This window comes from Synechocystis sp. FACHB-383 (assembly GCF_014698605.1).
Lineage (GTDB): Bacteria > Cyanobacteriota > Cyanobacteriia > Cyanobacteriales > Microcystaceae > Synechocystis > Synechocystis salina.
Map to the genome: position 1 here is coordinate 130655 of NZ_JACJTJ010000010.1, position 16477 is coordinate 147131.

16 protein-coding genes and 1 tRNA gene are annotated in these 16477 nt (G+C 50.0%); 6 read left to right on the forward strand and 11 right to left on the reverse strand.

Annotated features, from left to right (window positions below; all coding sequences use genetic code 11):
- Positions 1-82: 82 nt before the first annotated feature.
- The 6 genes from H6G45_RS01445 to H6G45_RS01470 form a co-directional block, all read right to left on the reverse strand.
- Positions 83-1492 (reverse strand): Rieske 2Fe-2S domain-containing protein, encoded by a 1410-nt coding sequence (locus H6G45_RS01445; RefSeq protein WP_190595890.1) that lies wholly within the window; start codon positions 1490-1492, stop codon positions 83-85.
- 209 nt (positions 1493-1701) lie between these two features.
- Entirely contained in the window at positions 1702-2541 is an 840-nt protein-coding gene (murI, locus tag H6G45_RS01450) for a glutamate racemase (protein WP_190595892.1), read from the reverse strand.
- Positions 2542-2684: 143 nt separating this feature from the next.
- Positions 2685-4643 carry an N-acetylmuramoyl-L-alanine amidase gene (locus tag H6G45_RS01455; protein WP_190595894.1) on the reverse strand — a complete coding sequence of 653 codons (1959 nt, stop codon included), beginning with the start codon at positions 4641-4643 and terminating at the stop codon, positions 2685-2687.
- Positions 4644-4743: 100 nt separating this feature from the next.
- Positions 4744-4923: a hypothetical protein gene (locus H6G45_RS01460; protein WP_190595896.1), complete on the reverse strand. Its 180-nt coding sequence runs from the start codon at positions 4921-4923 to the stop codon at positions 4744-4746.
- Positions 4924-4928: 5 nt separating this feature from the next.
- The gene (locus H6G45_RS01465; RefSeq protein ID WP_190595898.1) at positions 4929-6143 is read right to left on the reverse strand and encodes an NAD(P)/FAD-dependent oxidoreductase; all 1215 of its coding nucleotides are present in this window, start codon (positions 6141-6143) and stop codon (positions 4929-4931) included.
- Between the two features lie 50 nt (positions 6144-6193).
- Positions 6194-6964 carry a type 1 glutamine amidotransferase gene (locus H6G45_RS01470; RefSeq protein WP_190595900.1) on the reverse strand — a complete coding sequence of 257 codons (771 nt, stop codon included), beginning with the start codon at positions 6962-6964 and terminating at the stop codon, positions 6194-6196.
- 115 nt (positions 6965-7079) lie between these two features.
- Here H6G45_RS01470 and H6G45_RS01475 point away from each other — a divergent pair, with 115 nt between their 5' ends.
- Positions 7080-7682, forward strand: coding sequence for a hypothetical protein (locus H6G45_RS01475; protein WP_190595902.1), 603 nt, complete (start codon positions 7080-7082; stop codon positions 7680-7682).
- 150 nt (positions 7683-7832) lie between these two features.
- Positions 7833-7906 (forward strand) — tRNA-Asp (locus H6G45_RS01480).
- 49 nt (positions 7907-7955) lie between these two features.
- On the opposite strand, the gene H6G45_RS01485 is transcribed toward H6G45_RS01480, so the two are convergent.
- Together H6G45_RS01485 and psb28 are read right to left on the reverse strand one after the other, a co-directional pair.
- Positions 7956-9704 (reverse strand): ABC transporter substrate-binding protein, encoded by a 1749-nt coding sequence (locus tag H6G45_RS01485; RefSeq protein ID WP_190595904.1) that lies wholly within the window; start codon positions 9702-9704, stop codon positions 7956-7958.
- A gap of 117 nt (positions 9705-9821) precedes the next feature.
- Positions 9822-10190, reverse strand: coding sequence for a photosystem II reaction center protein Psb28 (gene psb28 / locus H6G45_RS01490; RefSeq protein ID WP_190595906.1), 369 nt, complete (start codon positions 10188-10190; stop codon positions 9822-9824).
- A gap of 246 nt (positions 10191-10436) precedes the next feature.
- On the opposite strand from psb28, the gene H6G45_RS01495 reads away from it, so the two are divergent.
- The gene (locus tag H6G45_RS01495; RefSeq protein ID WP_190595908.1) at positions 10437-10913 is read left to right on the forward strand and encodes a DUF1499 domain-containing protein; all 477 of its coding nucleotides are present in this window, start codon (positions 10437-10439) and stop codon (positions 10911-10913) included.
- A 132-nt stretch (positions 10914-11045) separates the two neighbouring features.
- Here the strand turns inward: H6G45_RS01495 and H6G45_RS01500 are convergent, their stop codons facing one another.
- Positions 11046-11465 (reverse strand): Fur family transcriptional regulator, encoded by a 420-nt coding sequence (locus tag H6G45_RS01500; RefSeq protein ID WP_190595910.1) that lies wholly within the window; start codon positions 11463-11465, stop codon positions 11046-11048.
- A 308-nt stretch (positions 11466-11773) separates the two neighbouring features.
- On the opposite strand from H6G45_RS01500, the gene H6G45_RS01505 reads away from it, so the two are divergent.
- Positions 11774-12343: a peroxiredoxin gene (locus H6G45_RS01505; protein WP_190595911.1), complete on the forward strand. Its 570-nt coding sequence runs from the start codon at positions 11774-11776 to the stop codon at positions 12341-12343.
- Between the two features lie 117 nt (positions 12344-12460).
- Here H6G45_RS01505 and H6G45_RS01510 read toward each other — a convergent pair whose 3' ends face one another.
- Positions 12461-13519: a tocopherol cyclase family protein gene (locus H6G45_RS01510; protein ID WP_242017995.1), complete on the reverse strand. Its 1059-nt coding sequence runs from the start codon at positions 13517-13519 to the stop codon at positions 12461-12463.
- Positions 13520-13563: 44 nt separating this feature from the next.
- Positions 13564-14490 (reverse strand): homogentisate phytyltransferase, encoded by a 927-nt coding sequence (locus tag H6G45_RS01515; protein ID WP_190595914.1) that lies wholly within the window; start codon positions 14488-14490, stop codon positions 13564-13566.
- A 162-nt stretch (positions 14491-14652) separates the two neighbouring features.
- Between H6G45_RS01515 and H6G45_RS01520 the strand changes: the two genes are divergently transcribed.
- Together H6G45_RS01520 and H6G45_RS01525 are read left to right on the forward strand one after the other, a co-directional pair.
- Complete coding sequence (locus H6G45_RS01520; protein WP_190595916.1) at positions 14653-15330, forward strand: energy-coupling factor ABC transporter ATP-binding protein; 678 nt, start codon at positions 14653-14655, stop codon at positions 15328-15330.
- Between the two features lie 12 nt (positions 15331-15342).
- Complete coding sequence (locus H6G45_RS01525) at positions 15343-16347, forward strand: HD domain-containing phosphohydrolase (RefSeq protein WP_190595918.1); 1005 nt, start codon at positions 15343-15345, stop codon at positions 16345-16347.
- Positions 16348-16477 lie beyond the last annotated feature (130 nt).

A 16477-nucleotide genomic window follows, 5' to 3' on the forward strand; every position in this document is an offset into this window, starting at 1 on the left:
CCAGTCCAGTAGCCTTGGTTTCGACAAAAGAACCAGGGCCAATAGTCAATGACAATGTTTTTTTCATAACGGACAAAAAGGATTAACTTTTGTCAGGCATATTTCTCGGCGGAATGGGATTGCCTCGGTAAAAAGATTGTTTAAATTTGCCTAGCCCAGCCCAGAGACTAAAACCTAAACCAGTCAGTATTGTTAAACCCAATCCCAGGGCAAAATTAGGGGTAAAACTTAAACAAACCATCGGCAAACCCACTAGACAGGCAATGGCGATCGCCAGGCTCCCGGTTTGAATTTTTTCAATGTTAGCAAGGGCGTTGCGGCAACTATGACAATGTTTGGTGTGGGAATGGTAACGGTCCATCAATTGCTCTACCGATTGGCGATCGGGCAAAGAACTTTCCCCAAAGGGTTGAACTTGATACTGTTCAATCCAACGATGAAATTCAGCCACAAATAGATCGGCCTTAGTGGGCAGGTAACAAGCTTTTTCGTAGTTTGGCGATCCCCCTTTGCTCTGCACAAATCTTTCTTGGAAATGGAGAAAAATTTGGTCATCTTCTAGCACCCGGTTCTGTCCTAAATGGGAGTACCAACGAGGGGTTAAACCAATCGCTAAGCGGGGCAACTTACTGGGGAATTTGAAAGGAAAACGGGCAAATAAACGGCATTCCCCTGGGCGTATGGGAGTGGCATAAACCACCGTTAAAGTCCGGCCAAATTGCTTTGAAGTTAAATCGTGCCACATCAATCCCGGGGCAATGAAAGTGGTGGTTTGTTTACCCAAAGTCCCTTTTCTAGGCCCCTCTTCCCAAACACCGGTAAAGCCCTGGCGATCGCCGTGGACAATTTCCAAATCCACTGGACTAACATTACTGCGTTTGCCCACGGTTTTATGGTGGGTGTAGGGAATATGGCTGGAATCCAACACATTTTCCATTAGGGTAAAGGCATCGTAGGGCAAATCCCGAAAAGTATTGAGACAAACCCACTCCGATTGGTCTTCCTCCAATACATCCACTAATGGCAGGGCAACTTTCTCCGCTAGCTCCACAGCTCCGGGAAAAGCAAACAATAAACCCTGGGCCACTCTAGTGGGGAGGGCACGGACACAAGCCCGTTTACTAGTGTGGGCTCGGCCGTCGGCATACTGTTGGGGAATGGCTTGACATTGACCTGACCCGGCAAAAGTCCAACCGTGGTAGGGACATTCCAACTGTCCGGCTTCATTAATGCGGCCTTCCGATAAAGGGGCTAAGCGATGGGGACATTGATCGGCGTAAACCCGCCATTGTTGGGCACTTTCATCCCACCAAATCACCAAATCTTCCCCCAACAGGGTAAAGCGCGTTGGCCTACGTCGGTCCAAATCCTCTTCATAGGCCAGGGGATACCACACTGCCCGACAGTCAAATTTGTTTTGGTCCAAGCCCCCAGCAGGCAAGGACTCAGCAACAACTTGATCTTGACGGGGGGAAGTTAAGAGACTGGTCATAGTAAAACTAATGGGATTCCAGGACAGGAGATAGCCATTACCCGGGGCGGACTATTAAGAATTGTAACGATTATTGATGACCTTTGGCCCCCAACGAAAAACGATCGCCTCCCGAAAAAATTGAGCATGGCGATCGCTGTTATTGGAGTTATTAGTTCAGGAATTCCGAGCCATCAGGCAAGAAGGAATGCCAGAATCTGACTAGCATTCTACTCCCGTATTTCCAAAGGTTGGGGGTAGATTGAACTCAAGCAGGGCAAGGAAATTTTTTCCACCATGGGGGTAAAGCCCAACCACTGTTGGGAAAGCTCCGCAAACTGTTGGGGGCAACCACTGACAGTGAAACGGGTGGCAATGGACATTTCTGAATTCCGTAGTCCCATCACTTCCAACTCTTGCCGGGCCGCCTTGACCACATGGCTGGCTGGATCCACTAGACGAATATGGGAAGGCAAAATTTGCTGGAAGACGGGGGTTAAATGACGGTAATGGGTGCAACCAAATACCAGGGTGTCAATGTCCGCATCTAAGAGGGGTTGTAGATAACCCTTGGCCACCTCTAGGGTGTAGGGGTCATGGAGGCGGTTTTGCTCAATTAGGGGGACAAATTCTGGACATCCCATCTGCCAAACTAAGGCATCGGGGTTGACTTCGTGGATAGCATGGCGATAGGCGTTGCTGGCCGCCGTAGCCGGGGTGGAAATAACACCGATGCGCCGACCTTGACGCACTGCCGCCCGGGCCCCAGGGAGGATAACCCCCAAAATTGGCATATTAAATTCTTGTTGTACGGTTTCCAGGGCCAAAGCAGAACTGGTGTTGCAGGCCATGATTACCATTTTCACTTCCTCCTCTGCCATCCAAGTAAGGATTTCCCGGACATATTGGAGGATAACTTGCGGGGATCTGTTGCCGTAAGGTAGCCGTGCGGTATCGCCAAAATAAAGAATTGATTCTTTAGGTAATTGTCGATACAGCTCACGTAGAACGGTTAACCCACCCACACCACTATCAAAAACGCCAATTCGGCTACGCTGGGGCTCACGCATTTTATATGGGACTATACCTGTTAATTAAGGAAAGATGCTTGTCATTGAAACACGAATAATAGATGAAGTAAATAGGTTTTAGTTACCATATCCTTCATACAAGTCAAGTTTCTCTGAATTTGAATTCTATGGACGGACAAGACTTATCTTTGTTGCAGATACTCCAAAACTCCCTTGGCGATCGCCTGGGCCATCTGTTGTTGAAAAGCAGGATTAGTCAGTTTGTAATTGTCTTCATTGCCGGTGACAAAGCCCATTTCCACTAGGGTGGAGGGCATGCGGGAATTACGCAAAACGTAGAATCGAGCCTGGCGCACCCGGCGATCTCGGACATTTAGGGAGTTAACCACATTGCGGTGGATGGCTTGGGATAGGCCTGCATTGCCGTGGTAGTAAATCTCAAAGCCATTAACATCGGGACGCCCCATGCCCATGGAATTGGCGTGGATACTAACAAATAAATCAGCCCCAGCCCGGTTAGCCATGTCGGTGCGGCCTTGGAGACTAATGAAATAATCCCCCGTGCGAGTCATCAACACCCGGACTCCCTGTTGTTCCAAATATTGCTGTACATACCGGGAAACGGATAGCACTACGTCCTTTTCTTGCACTCCCCTGATGCCGATCGCCCCGGGATCTTTGCCGCCATGGCCAGGATCCACCACCACTAAACGACTGCCCCTGGGAATGGAGGGTAAATTGCCTGCGGGGGGACTGCTCCACTCCGGGGGAAAACTAGGGCTCGCATTGGCTGGGGGCGGCTGAACAGCAATGGAGACTTGATCTCCACCGGTACCCCTCGGGGAAGAACTAGCGGATAAATTCCCCGACGGCCGGCTGGCGGTGGCATCGGGGATTAATTCCAAGGCATAAAGATTGCCCCCAGAACGAAACAGACGACCAAAACGACGACCAGTGTTGGGCTGAACCAGAATTAAAACTGAATCGGTGGTTTCCTGGCGAATATTGAGCTGATAAATGGGGCCCCCCGTGACCAACTCTGGACTTTGGAACTGGGGGGAAAGTTGGGCCCGGTCTAAACGAATTTCGTAGTTACCGGTTAAACGATTGAAATTCCCCCTAGCACTAATCTGGCGATCGCCACGGATGATCAGTTGGCTATCATCCCTGGTCACCTCAATGGCGGTGATATTGGCGAGATTACGGTTGGAAGCCTGACTCACGAGGCGATTGTTGGGGATTCTATTACCAGAAGAACTGGGGGAAGAAGGGGAAGAATTAGAGGTGTTATTACTGACCGAAACGGCCGCCGATCCAGGAGCTTGGTTAGAACCCCCGGACCGGTTAATCTGCTTTGGGAGCAGAACTACGCCTCCCCCCACCCGGCTATAGTAGGCATTCCAGCCTCCGCCACTGTCCGCTAGGGCCAGGGAAAGGCGGGGATTATTGGGATTGTCGGAAAACTTAATCTCTTCAACTCCGTATTCCCCCACAGGCAAAGACTGCCCCACCAAACTTTCTGGTAGTACCGCCCCAGTGAGTTCAAAGTTAACTGTGGATTGGCGCGCATTGGGTTGGATACGAATATTACTGTTGTCACCGTTTTTATCCAAACGGACAAACAGCCCATTGCCGGTGACCTGTAAGTCCTGCTGACCGGCGCGGGGGGAGTTGGCTGCAGTTAAATTCTGACTAGGCAGAGAAGAGCCGTCGGGATTGGGGGCAGGGGCATTGTTGTTGCTCGCGGGGGCCAGTTCGGGAGTAGGTAATTCCACCACCCACTGGGTCGGGGTGATGCCCCGGACTTTAACCTGTTGGGGATCAACGGTGTAGCCTGCTTCCAGTTCTATTACTACCCTGGTGGTGAAACTATCCGGCTCCCCAATACGAATTTCCCTCACCCTGCCAGATCCGGCTTGGCGCACGGTCGGGCCACTCAAGGTGGTGCCGGGTAAATCCACCACAATGCGCGTGGGATTGGGGATCAGTTGGGCGGTGGGTTGTACCCGGGAATTGGTGTAGAAAGTGAACCGATTTTGGGAAGCATTGAAATTCCAGTTAACTAACTGCCCCGCCATGGCTGGCAGACTGGTTAACAAGACCGATAGAAAGGTAAGAGCAAAACCAGGCAATCTTGACATAGGGACTTCTCAACTCAATGAACCGCTGAACAGACCTTTTGTCTTCCCCCAGATGACCCATCCAGAGCATTGGGGTGGTAACAAGTCATTCAGCGGATTGTTAGGGGCCGCCGCCAACGGGAACATTAATCAAAACGGTATGGCGTATAGTCTTGGGAGATAGTAACCGCAATACAGTTCCCAAAGCAAGCAAGTAGAGCCTTTCGGGGCCCAACCAGGTCTTTCCCCCCCAGCTACCATTGAGGCGATCGCCGGGGAAGGCAGTTTTTTTAGACGACATTCCTCTCAGGAAGGTTCATTTTTGAGCCAATCCCCCAGGGGACGGGTAAGCCAATTCAAGCCCACTGTTAATTGATGCTGCCAAGTGGGAAAACGGTAGAGATAGACCAACCGGCGGGCCAATAAAGCGGCCGGACCACTTAATTTAATGCCTAAACCGCTCAACACAGCGCCATCGGTGCCCAGGGCCAGCATTTCCCCTAGGGGTTGATAACGACAGGGCAGGAGAGGACGTCCGGTTAAGTTAGCCCAAATGTTCCAAGCACAATAGTCTGCCTGTTGGAATGCCCCCTGGGCCGTGGTAGGGATTAATTGACCGTTGGCATCCCGACCTTCGGCCCCGTCCCCCAAGGCAAAAATGTTAGTTTTTCCTTCCACCTGCAGTTGGGCATTGGTCTTAAGCTGACCTTGGTCGTTATGGGGCAGGGCTAAATTACGGATGAGGGGGGAAACGGTGGTGCCCACAGTCCAAAGCACCAAATCTACTGGAATTACATCTTCCTGTTCCCGGAACTGGAGGGTGACATCGGTGGCGGTGATGGCGGTGACGGTGGTTTCCGTATCTAGCCAAATGCCCTTGGCGGAGAGACTGGCCTGGGCCTGTTGACGATTGAATTCTGGGGACATGGCTAAAATTTCTTGGCCCCGTTCAATAATGCGGATGCGTCCTCTTTCCCCCAGGCGATCGCCGAGTTTGGCTGCCAATTCCACTCCACTGTAGCCCCCACCGACAATGGCCACTCGGATTTTTTCGGTATCGGATTGTTCTAATAGTTTTAACTTTTGCTTGAGTTTATAGGCATCTTCCAAGGTGCGAAATCCCAAACCATAATCCTTCAGCCCCGGTAGATTGGGTAAAGGAGTTTGACCCCCCAGGGCAATGACTAACTGATCAAACGCTAAATTTTCCGAACCCCTGTCCTGGTCATTTAACAGCACCTTCTGGTGGTCAAAATCAATGGCCGTCACTTCTGCCTGGCGAAAAACTACCCCTGATTCCGCCAACAGTTCCACAAAAGGGGGAGCAATTTCCCAAGTTTGCATTTCCTCCGTCACCAATTCGTAGAGAAAAGGAGCAAACAAAAACCGATCCCGTTGGTCGACGAGGACAATTTCCGGTGGGGTGTGGCCCTCCCAGGGCAGTTGACTGAGGCGCAGGGCGGTATAAAGTCCGCCAAAACCTCCCCCTAAAATACAAATCCGTGGTCGAGCGTCCGTCATAATCTCTAGCCAGTGGTGAGGGCTTGTTACGTTTCGTAATCAAATTGCTCCTATTCTAGCCGTTTGAGCATGGCGGCGCGGGCTTGCTGGGCCAGGCGGTCTTCCAGAGGCGTTAACTGTACTTGCTTTTGATACTTTTTCTCCAGGGCTGTGCGGATCAACCAATCAGCTAAAAAGGGATTTTTCGGCAGCAGGGGGCCATGGGAGTAGGTGGCGATCGCCTTTTGGTGGAATGCCCCTTCAAAACCATCTTCGCCGTTGTTGCCATAGCCGGTTTTAACTTTACCCAGGGGAGCAACCGTTTGGAGGTAGGTACGGCCACCGTGGTTTTCAAAGCCGATCACAATGGGAATTTCCCCGGTCATGGCCTGTAATTCCTGACGGAGGGGTTCAGCGGTAATTTCAAACACCACGTTACCAATGCACCGTTTCGCTTCTGGTCCTGGATGTTTACTGACCATATCCAGCAGTCCCAAACCCTGAATGCGTTTCCCCAGGGCGGGTTCATAATAATGCCCCAGCAGTTGGGGAGAACCACAGGTGAAGACTCCGGGAATGCCGCCGTCTAACTGATTTTTTAGGGCCTCTGCCTTAGCGCCCTGCAAATCCCGCATGACAATTTCCTGTTGGCGATCCTGGGCCCCACCCCCCACAATTACGTCGGCTTGGAGAAATAGTGCCGCATCGCTAGTTTGTTCCAGGGGAAGAATTTTCACCGGGATATCCCGCCATTGACAACGACGTTGGATGCAAATGACATTGCCCCGATCGCCGTAGGTACTCATGAGTTTGGGATAAAGCCAGCCGATTGTTAATTCCATACTTTTTTAATGGGACAGATCAATTCCTGGGATCAAGACATGGTTTGGATGTAAATCTTGGCACCACTGACTACAATAGTCGAGAAAATCTTCCCATTTTCCCTAGGCATTTTCGATGTTGCCGTTGATTTTACCCGCTCTCCTTTCCCTTTCCCTCACTGCCCATCCTTTGAACCCTCACGCCAATGCCATGGTTGCTTCCATTAATTACACTGACCTTAGTTTTGAACAGGCCATTGCCCATAGCCAGGAACTATTGCTAGAAATTGCGGAGAATAACCTCAGTGACCAGGAAATGACCACGGCGATCGCCAATTTGGTGGCTACGGAAAACGGAGCCCGGGGCTTTTTTGTCACTTTTCTCACTGCTCAGAATTTTCCCCTGGCGGATCAACCAAACCCAGCCTTATTGACGGCCCTAGGTTCCTCTCCGGCGATCGTGGGGGAACTTTTGGTGAAAAATTTGGCCATGGCCACCGCCACAGCAATTCTCCATCAAAGAGCCGGGGACGGTGAGGCGGCCCAGGGTTCCCAGCAAGTGGCCCAACGGACTCAGACCTTAATTAACGAGCTATCCCTACCAGGCTTACCAGAAAAATTGACAGAGTTAGAACAAAGTTTGGACGGTCCTGGGCCCTACGAAGCCTTTTTGCAACGGTGGAATTATGACCAGGAGCAGCGGGAAGCCATCCGCCAGGCGATCGCCCAGGTTGAATAGCTACCCCAGAACGGATCGAGGCCGGGGGATAGGACTACGGACAAGTTATCTGTCCCGGCCCATTTACCCGACTGGGAAAAACAAGATTTTTTTGTCGGGGGTTGACAATCTCCGGCACAACTGATGTAATGGTGAAAGTCTGAAAAACCTGGGTCTGTAGTTCAATTGGTTAGAGCACCGCCCTGTCACGGCGGAAGTTGCGGGTTCGAGCCCCGTCAGACCCGTTAAAAGAGAGTAATAATAATCCTTCAACGAGCCCCCCGAGCCTTTCCACTACTTTGCTTTGGGCCGCCAATCTTTAATATTCCAAGTGGGACGATCCCAGGGAGTTAACGCCACCCCATCCAGGCGATCGCCTACCCCCACCACACTGGCCCGATGCACCAGGGGCACCAGAATATAATCATCCACTAACAAATCGTTCATTTGAATGAATAGTTGTTGGCGCTTTTCCGGATCTAGTTCCGCCACCGCCTTTTGCCAAAGCTGGTCGTATTCTTCACTACAGTAACGTCCATAATTGTCCCCACTCCATTGATTCTCTGCGGTGGGAATGGCCCCACAGGTAAAAGTTTGCATATATTTGCTCGGATCCGGGTTAGTGTTGCCCGTGGTGAACATGGACAAATCCCCCTGGAACCGCTCCAACGTATCGGGATTCGCTGGATCACCGGAAAAGAACACACTGGGGTCAATGCTTTTCAGTTCCACCCCCACGCCGATCGCCTGGAGAGTTTGTTTAATTACCTGCTGGGTCTTTTGCCGGAGGGGATTAACACTGGTTTGGAATACCATTTGCAACTCAATACCATCCTTATCCCGAATGCCGTTGCCGTTACTGTCTTTCCAACCCGCTTGGTCGAGCAATTGCTGAGCTTCGGTGGGATTAAATTGAAAACTTGTATTTTGGGAAGCGTACTGCTGGGGCAATAGTAAAACGTTAGCTGTGGGTTGTCCCGTAACGCCATAGAGTTGCTTGGCAATCAAATTCCGGTCAATGCCCAACGTAATCGCCTTCCTCACCAGGGGATCCTGCAAAAAGGGATGGGGAAACTTCACCGAGGAGCGATCGCCATTGGTGCGACCAGGGTCCGGGTCACTAAGATTGAAAATCACCCGCTCACTCAAACTGCCTAAATCCGCCACAATTTCTCCTTTGCCTCCCTGGGCCAGGGATTGGAGAATGTTGTCCTCCACCTGTAAATTGAGGGCAAAATCCGCATCCCCCGTTTGCAGTACGGCCCGGGCCGCCGAGGTGGCATCGCCTCCCCCCTTCACTTCCACCTGTTGGAAGCCGACATTTTCCTTGTCTCGATAGTGGGGATTAACTTCATACAACACCACATCCCCTGGCTTAAAACTGGTGACCCGATAGGGCCCCGTGCCGATGGGCAAAAGATTGGCTGGGGCCTGCCGCGCCTTTTCGCCGACAAAATCCTGATAAATATGTTGGGGGAGAATCATCCCTTCACTGCCCACAAAGGGCAAAAACCAAGCGGGGTTGGGTTCCTTAAAGGTTATTTTGACCGTGTTTTTATCTAAAGCTTCCACCTTGGCGATCGCCTCATAGGTGCCAGTGCTGGTGGCTCCGGTTTTGGGGTCGCTGAGAAATTTGTAGGTAAAAACCACATCCTCCGCTGAGAAGGGTTGCCCATCAGACCAGAGCACATCAGGCTTTAACTTCCAGGTGACGGACAAACCATCGGCCGCCACGCCGCCATTTTCCACATTGGGAATTTCCGCTGCTAAAAATGGGACTAGGTTGCCCTCATGGTCAAAACTTGCCAACGGTTCCAAAGCAATGCGACTGGCCTCTGCATCCTTAAAGCCCGTCGCCAAATGGGGATTCAAAATCGTGGGAGCCTGCCAAGAAAGAATTTTCAGCGTTTCTTGACGATTTTGCTGAGAATTCCCATCTCCAACATTGGGACTACCACAGGCAAACAGCATTAAGGGCAACAGTCCCCCAATCAGTTTTTGGCAGGAACGGGATTTAAAAGCGGCGGGAAGATTTGGCAACACAGGCAACAGGGAGAATCAAGGCTTAATTTCGCTAGATTGTCCCCTGATTAGAGTCTGTTTGCAAAGTTTTCATCTTTAGTCTCCGTCATTGCGGTCAAGCTCCGGTCACTTTTGTCCCTAGCGGTCTTGGTAGCCCATGCCATTGGCCTCTGCGTAACGCTCCATAAAACGGATAAAGCGCTCCCAATGATCATTTTTAATTAAATCAAAACTGCACTGGGCCCCCCGGAGTTCATCTCCTTCGTCCCCACCAAAAATAAATTTTACTGACGATGGTTCAATTTCCATGGCCCCTTCTTCATCGGCAAGGCGTAAATGGCCGTTAAATCTTTGGGTAAAACTTTGGAATCTTTCGATCGCCTGGAGACGTTCAAAGGTCATCACCACCGTGCGGGCGCCCGTAGTGGCATTGCGTCGTAGGCTAACATTGCTGAGTTCTTCGGGGAGATCGGCAAAAAATTCAATGGTAGGGGTAAGGGTCATCATGGTTGATAAAGGAATGCCATTGTTTTGATCCTAACAACTCTCACAATAGCCTGCCGGAACTATTGAACTAATAAAACTCCCTGGGAAGACCGTTGGGGCTCTGTAATGTGACCTTTATCATGCCAGGGAAAAAAACCATATCAGGAATATTGTCTCCGCTGGAGTTTAGGAGTTAACCTTGCTCGATCGCCAAGGAAACCATAGATTAAAGAGGTCTTGATGTTTACCAATTACCGGAATTTTTTCATGGGTACGCTACTGGCTGTGTTGCTATCGGGGATGGTTTGGTTTGCCGCCCTCCCAGGCTTTGAACAAATCTTTGCTGGCTCCACACCGGAAAACCTAGGGGTCACAAGCGGACAATTAGCCCCCTGTCCCGACACGCCCAATTGTGTGAACAGTCAAATCAGCACTGATTCCGTCCACAGCATTGAGCCACTCCATTACCAAGGAAATTTGGAGAATACCCGCAGCCTATTGATGGAAATTTTAGGGGTAGTACCCGGCACCACCATTGTGGAATCTCAGGATGATTACATTCGAGCTGAGGCCCATAGCCGCTTAATGGGTTTTGTCGATGACCTGGAATTTTATTTCCCCGGCGATCGCCCTGTAATTGAAGTTCGCTCTGCATCCCGGTTGGGAGAATCGGATTTGGGAGTTAACCGCCGCCGCATAGAGCAAATCCGTTTGGCCTTGGCGGATCTTGAGCAAGGAAGTTAGAAGATTTTTCAGAAGCTTTCCTAGTCTGCCAATTCTGGGGGATGACAGGCATAAAAGTCCGCCAAACTAGGGGATTTAGGAGTTGGATAGAAGCGTTGCAAGCAGTCTGTTGATCGTCGGCAATTTCAAAAACTAATCAGCGCAATTTTCACAGACGCCATGGACAGTAACTTCATAACGTTCCGCCTTGAGGCCTGGTCTGAGTTTGCCCAGATCCACTGCTGGTAACTCTTCCCAATCCACATCTTCGATCGCCCCACACTGACGGCAACAAAAATGATGGTGCGGCTCCACGTTGGCATCGTAGCGACAGACCCCTTCTTCCAATAAAACTTCTCGGATCAACCCCACCGACTGCAAAGCTTTGAGGGAACTGTACACCGTGGCCTGGGAAGACGTGGGGGCAGCTTGGTTAAGGTCAAGCAACAACTGTTCCGCACTGGGATGATCCCGACGCTGGAGTAGATTGGCATAGACCCCATAGCGCTGGGGAGTAACCCGCAGGCCTCGATCCTTCAGCGTTTGAATAATTTCTTCTCTGGTTAAGGGCATACCGTTCCTCCTAACATCTTCTGCCAACATCGGTGCAGCACGTTATTACCTGTTTACCTTTAATAGGCCAACCCTAGGGGCCATGGGCCTCGGCTACCACACCAATGATTCGCATTGTTTCGCTATAGTCTATCTAGCTTAACATTTTCTGGAAAGAGTATTAGATAAGATAATTATAAAAAAAATATTAATTTTTAAACTTGACTTATTTCTATCTCAGAACTATTCTGAGAAAAGAGGGCAGGCATTGACGACAAATGCTCCATTCCCTCGCAAAAATTTAGTCGTTTAGATAGCCAGAGGTAACCATGACCCCCGAACAAGTTCCCAGTGTGGTGTTCAAAACCCGTGTCCGTGACGAATCCGTATCTGGTCCTAACCCCTACCGTTGGGAAGACAAAACCACCGAACAAATCTTTGGTGGCAAAAAGGTTGTGCTTTTCTCCCTGCCCGGTGCCTTCACCCCCACCTGTTCTTCCAATCACTTGCCCCGCTACGAGCAGTTGTTTGAAGAATTCCAGGCCCTAGGAGTAGACGACATCATCTGTCTATCCGTTAACGATGCCTTTGTCATGTTCCAATGGGGCAAACAAATTGGTGCCGACAAAGTCAAACTGCTTCCCGACGGTAACGGTGAATTTACCCGCAAAATGGGCATGCTCGTGGAAAAATCCAACCTGGGCTTTGGCATGCGCTCCTGGCGTTATTCCATGTTTGTCAACGATGGCAAGATTGAAAAAATGTTTATTGAGCCTGAGTTCGGCGACAACTGTCCCGTGGATCCCTTTGAATGTTCCGACGCTGATACCATGTTGGCTTACCTCAAAGGGTCTGAAGCTCCTGGAGTTTCTGAACCTGTTAAAGCCTTTGTCGGCTAAATCCGTTTGAGCACATCGGTATGTCAACTGATGGCTTGTAGTTGATCAAAACCTAACGAATCAAAGCAGAGCAGTGTTATCCCTAGAGGTAGCACTGTTTTTTTATTTAAATTTTCCCTACCCAAGGCCCCAATTACCTCCTACTTCCAGACCGGCAGTGTCCGTTCTGCTTGCCACCATCAAACCATTACCGATAGCTCCCAACTGCAGATGTAAATGCCCCCTAGTGGTGTCTCGGCAATTTAGTTGTAAACCCTGGGCGGTGGGGGTGTGGACCAAACTGCCTTTTTCCTCCGTTGTTCCCGAGAGGGTGACCCAATACCTATCGTTGCTAGCCTTTAGTTGCCAACTGCCCCAGGGAGCTACTTTCCAGGTAACAGTGCCATGGCCCGGGCCAAATTCGTAAAAATCACCTTGGTGATGCACTCCAATCAAAGCCACTTCTTCGGTGCGATGGAGCACAATGCGTTCCCCCCCAGCCGCAGTGACACTCAGCCCTGGATGTTGGGGAAAATGATTGGCTTGGAGCCAAAACCAGCGGGAAGGAAAGGAACGACCCCAGTTTTTTTCGGCGTAAACTAGGGCTTGGTCAAATTCATACCGTTTACCCTGCCATTCCAGCCAGCCATGCGCTCTACCTTGGGCTAAAAGAATTTGCCAGCCAGGATCAAACAGAGGTAAAAAGGAAAGCCAACCCGCTGTGGCCCTGGGAAATCGGTTAGGACTGCCCCAGGTAATGATTGGTTCTACGGTGAATTGCCAAAGACAATGGCGATCGCCAAAGGTGATTTGTCCTTGGTGTTGATTTTGATGAATTTGATAACCTTCCTTGACCGTGGCAAAAAATTCTTGGCATGGTAGGGGTTTTGCCCGCCTGTTATTCCTACATTTTCCCCAATGACCAAGGGCAAACTGCTGGGGACTGGCCCAAAATTTTTGCACTGAGGGAAATATCCGCCAAATTAGTTGGTCGTCCTGATTTGTCTTTGTCCCTGTGGCTGGCCCTAGGACTTGCACTGCACCGCCGCTGTAATGGAGATCGCCAGTGGGATTTTCGATGGAGTACATAAAGGCGAAACTTTCCCCGGAGTGGGGCAAAAGCAGGCGCACATACCAACCTTCAAAAAAGGGAGATTGACCTTGCCAATGGTAACCACTGTGGGGAGGAAATTCCATTTATTTTTTACGGAATATTAGGGATTTTAAAAGTAGAAAAATCATCAAAATATGGTCAACTTAAAGGCGGGTAACCAAACGGCTAAAGGATAAAGTAAATATTCCAAGAAAAATAATTTCCAGATAAATTGATAAAAACTGGCGATTTCCCCCTTGTCTTCCAAATCCACCCCCCGACTCCGACCCCAGAGTAAGAATAATAAAAGTAAATGGGAGCCAATAAAGACCGGTATATTGAGGGGAAAAACAGTCCACAAGCCCCAAATCACCATGGCGACATAGCAAATAGTCAATAAAATTAGCGTTCCAACAAATACATTTTTTTTGCCAATTTGTAGGGTTAAGGTTTGAATTTTGAATTGTCTATCACCTTCCATATCCGGTACATCTTTAAAGACGGCGATCGCCACGGTGAAAACCAGAATAAATAGGGTCAAAACCCAGATGGGGGTAATCAAGGTAGGGGGGGAACCCAAACCAGTTCTAAAAAATAAAAATAAGCCTAAGTTAACGACCATTCCCCGCACTGTGAGAATACACAGGGCCGCCAGCAGGGAAAAGCGCTTTAACCTCACCGGCGGCACCGAATAGGCCGTGCCAATGACCAAACTAATACTCACCGTTAACCCCAGCCATAGCCCTAATCCCCAGGCGATCGCCAAGGAAGCAACTCCACAAAGTCCCACAATCCAACGGCCCTGAGCGATGGAAAAATCTCCGTTAGCCAGGGGCAAATTCGGCTTATTGATGCGGTCAATTTCCACGTCCCATAACTGGTTTAGGCCGACAATGTAAACATTGCCCAACAGACAAGCCAGCCAAGCGCCCAAAACCAAACTAAGGGAGGCCAGAAAAATAGCTGGAGTGTCTTGCCCCAGCATGGCCAATAGGTACACGGCCCAAACGCTCAAGGTAGTACCAATGATGGTGTGGGGTCGGGAAAAGCGCCACAAAGCTTGGATAGTTGCCATGGCAATAATTTTGAGAAGTTAAATCTCTTTGCAGTGTACCCAAACCTACCTAGGCTGAGCCATTTTCCAGACCTAATTTTGAACAGGGGCAAAGTCCACTGCCCATCAACCCTCTTTGGCTCCGTAAATTAAAATTAGAGTGGCCTATCCTTTCCCATTTCCATGTCTCCCCCTGCCCCCGCCATCGTCGCCCAGGATCTGAGTTTTCAGTGGTCCCCCACCCGTCCTGGTTTGCACAACTGTAGCCTGGCGGTACCCCAGGGCCAATTCTGGATGCTTTTGGGCACCAATGGTAGTGGAAAATCTACCTTGTTAAGGTTATTGGCGGGACTCCTCACTCCCCATGGCGGTGTGGTGAAATTGGCAGAGCCCATGGGCTTTGTTTTCCAAAATCCTGACCATCAATTGGTCATGCCCACCGTAGGAGCCGACATTGCCTTTGGTTTGGTCAAAGAAAAACTATCTCCCCAGGAGGTGAAATGCCGGGTTGGGGAAGCTCTCCAGGCAGTCAACTTAGCCGATATGGCGCGCCGACCCATCTACGCCCTCAGTGGCGGCCAAAAACAACGCATTGCCATTGCCGGGGCGATCGCCAGACACTGTTCCGTTCTGTTGTTGGATGAACCCACTGCCCTGCTAGACCGGGACAGTCAACGGGAATTAGTCTTGCAAGTACAAAAACTAGTCCGAGAAAGGGGCATCACCGCCCTATGGGTAACCCATCGCTTGGAAGAGCTAGACTATTGTGATGGAGCTTTTCTGCTGGAAGAAGGCAAAATTGTGGCCCAAGGAGACCCCAAACCCCTTGAGCAGAGGATGATGAACAAGACCGCAGTTTAACCCTGGCTATCCGTGAACCAAATTTCTCCCCTCCGTATTTTTTTGCTGGATGACCACCCCTACAGTCGCATTGCCAGCGCCGACCTTTTACGTTTGAACAACTACCAAATCATTGAAGGGGAAACCACCCAGGGATTTAGTTGTGGCCAAGTGGTGGAACAAGTGGAAAAAGTTGCTCCAGACTTAGTGTTGATGGATGTCAATTTAACCCACCAAAATGGCATCGAATTATGCCAAGCCATCAAACATAGCCCCGCCGGCCAAAATATTCCCGTCATCCTCACCAATGCCATGGATGACCCCCAATGTCGTCTGCGTAGTCGGGCCAGTGGAGCCGATGCCTACTTACTCAAACCCCTGGAGCGGGTAGAACTGCTCAATCAAGTGGATTTATTGATCCAGAAAAAGAAATTAACGGAATCCGTCGCCCAGATTGAACAGGTTTTGTTTCGTTTAGCGGCGGTGATCGAAGAACGTTACGCTGTCGGAGAAGCTAGCATTACATGTAGTCAACTGGTAGCGGGTTTTGGACAATTTCTTGGTCTAGAACAGGGGCAAATCGATGATCTTGTTTTTGCTGCCCGTCTACACGATTTGGGCATGATCCAAGTGCCCGATGAAATTATGCTCAAACAAGGGCCCCTCAACTCCACAGAATTGGACTGTGTGAAGGACCATGTCCATGTGGCGGCCACTATTTTTGAACCCCTGGCTGGGCGCAGGGCTGTGGGGGAAATTATGCGTTATCACCATGAACGGTGGGATGGCAGTGGTTACCCTGATGGCCTCCGGGGCAAAGAAATTCCACTGTTAGCACAGGTTTTTCAAATCATTGATATTTTCACTGCTTTGACCAATAACCGTCGCTATAAGCAAGCGGTAAATACAGTCCAGGCCTTGGAGATTTTACAAGGAGAAGCCCAACGGGGCTGGCGTAACCCAGAAATGGTAGAAAAATTTGTCAATTTTATTAACAAAAATTCCACGGAAGGGAGTTTAGTCCAACAGTTGGATTAGGATCATCTAGTTGGGATTGGCTGAAAAATCGTCATTTTTACGGATCGAAATCATTCACGGCCCTCTGGGCATTAACCCTTGGAAAATATGGAAAATACGGCTAATTTGGATTGGATTTTGGGGGCGATCG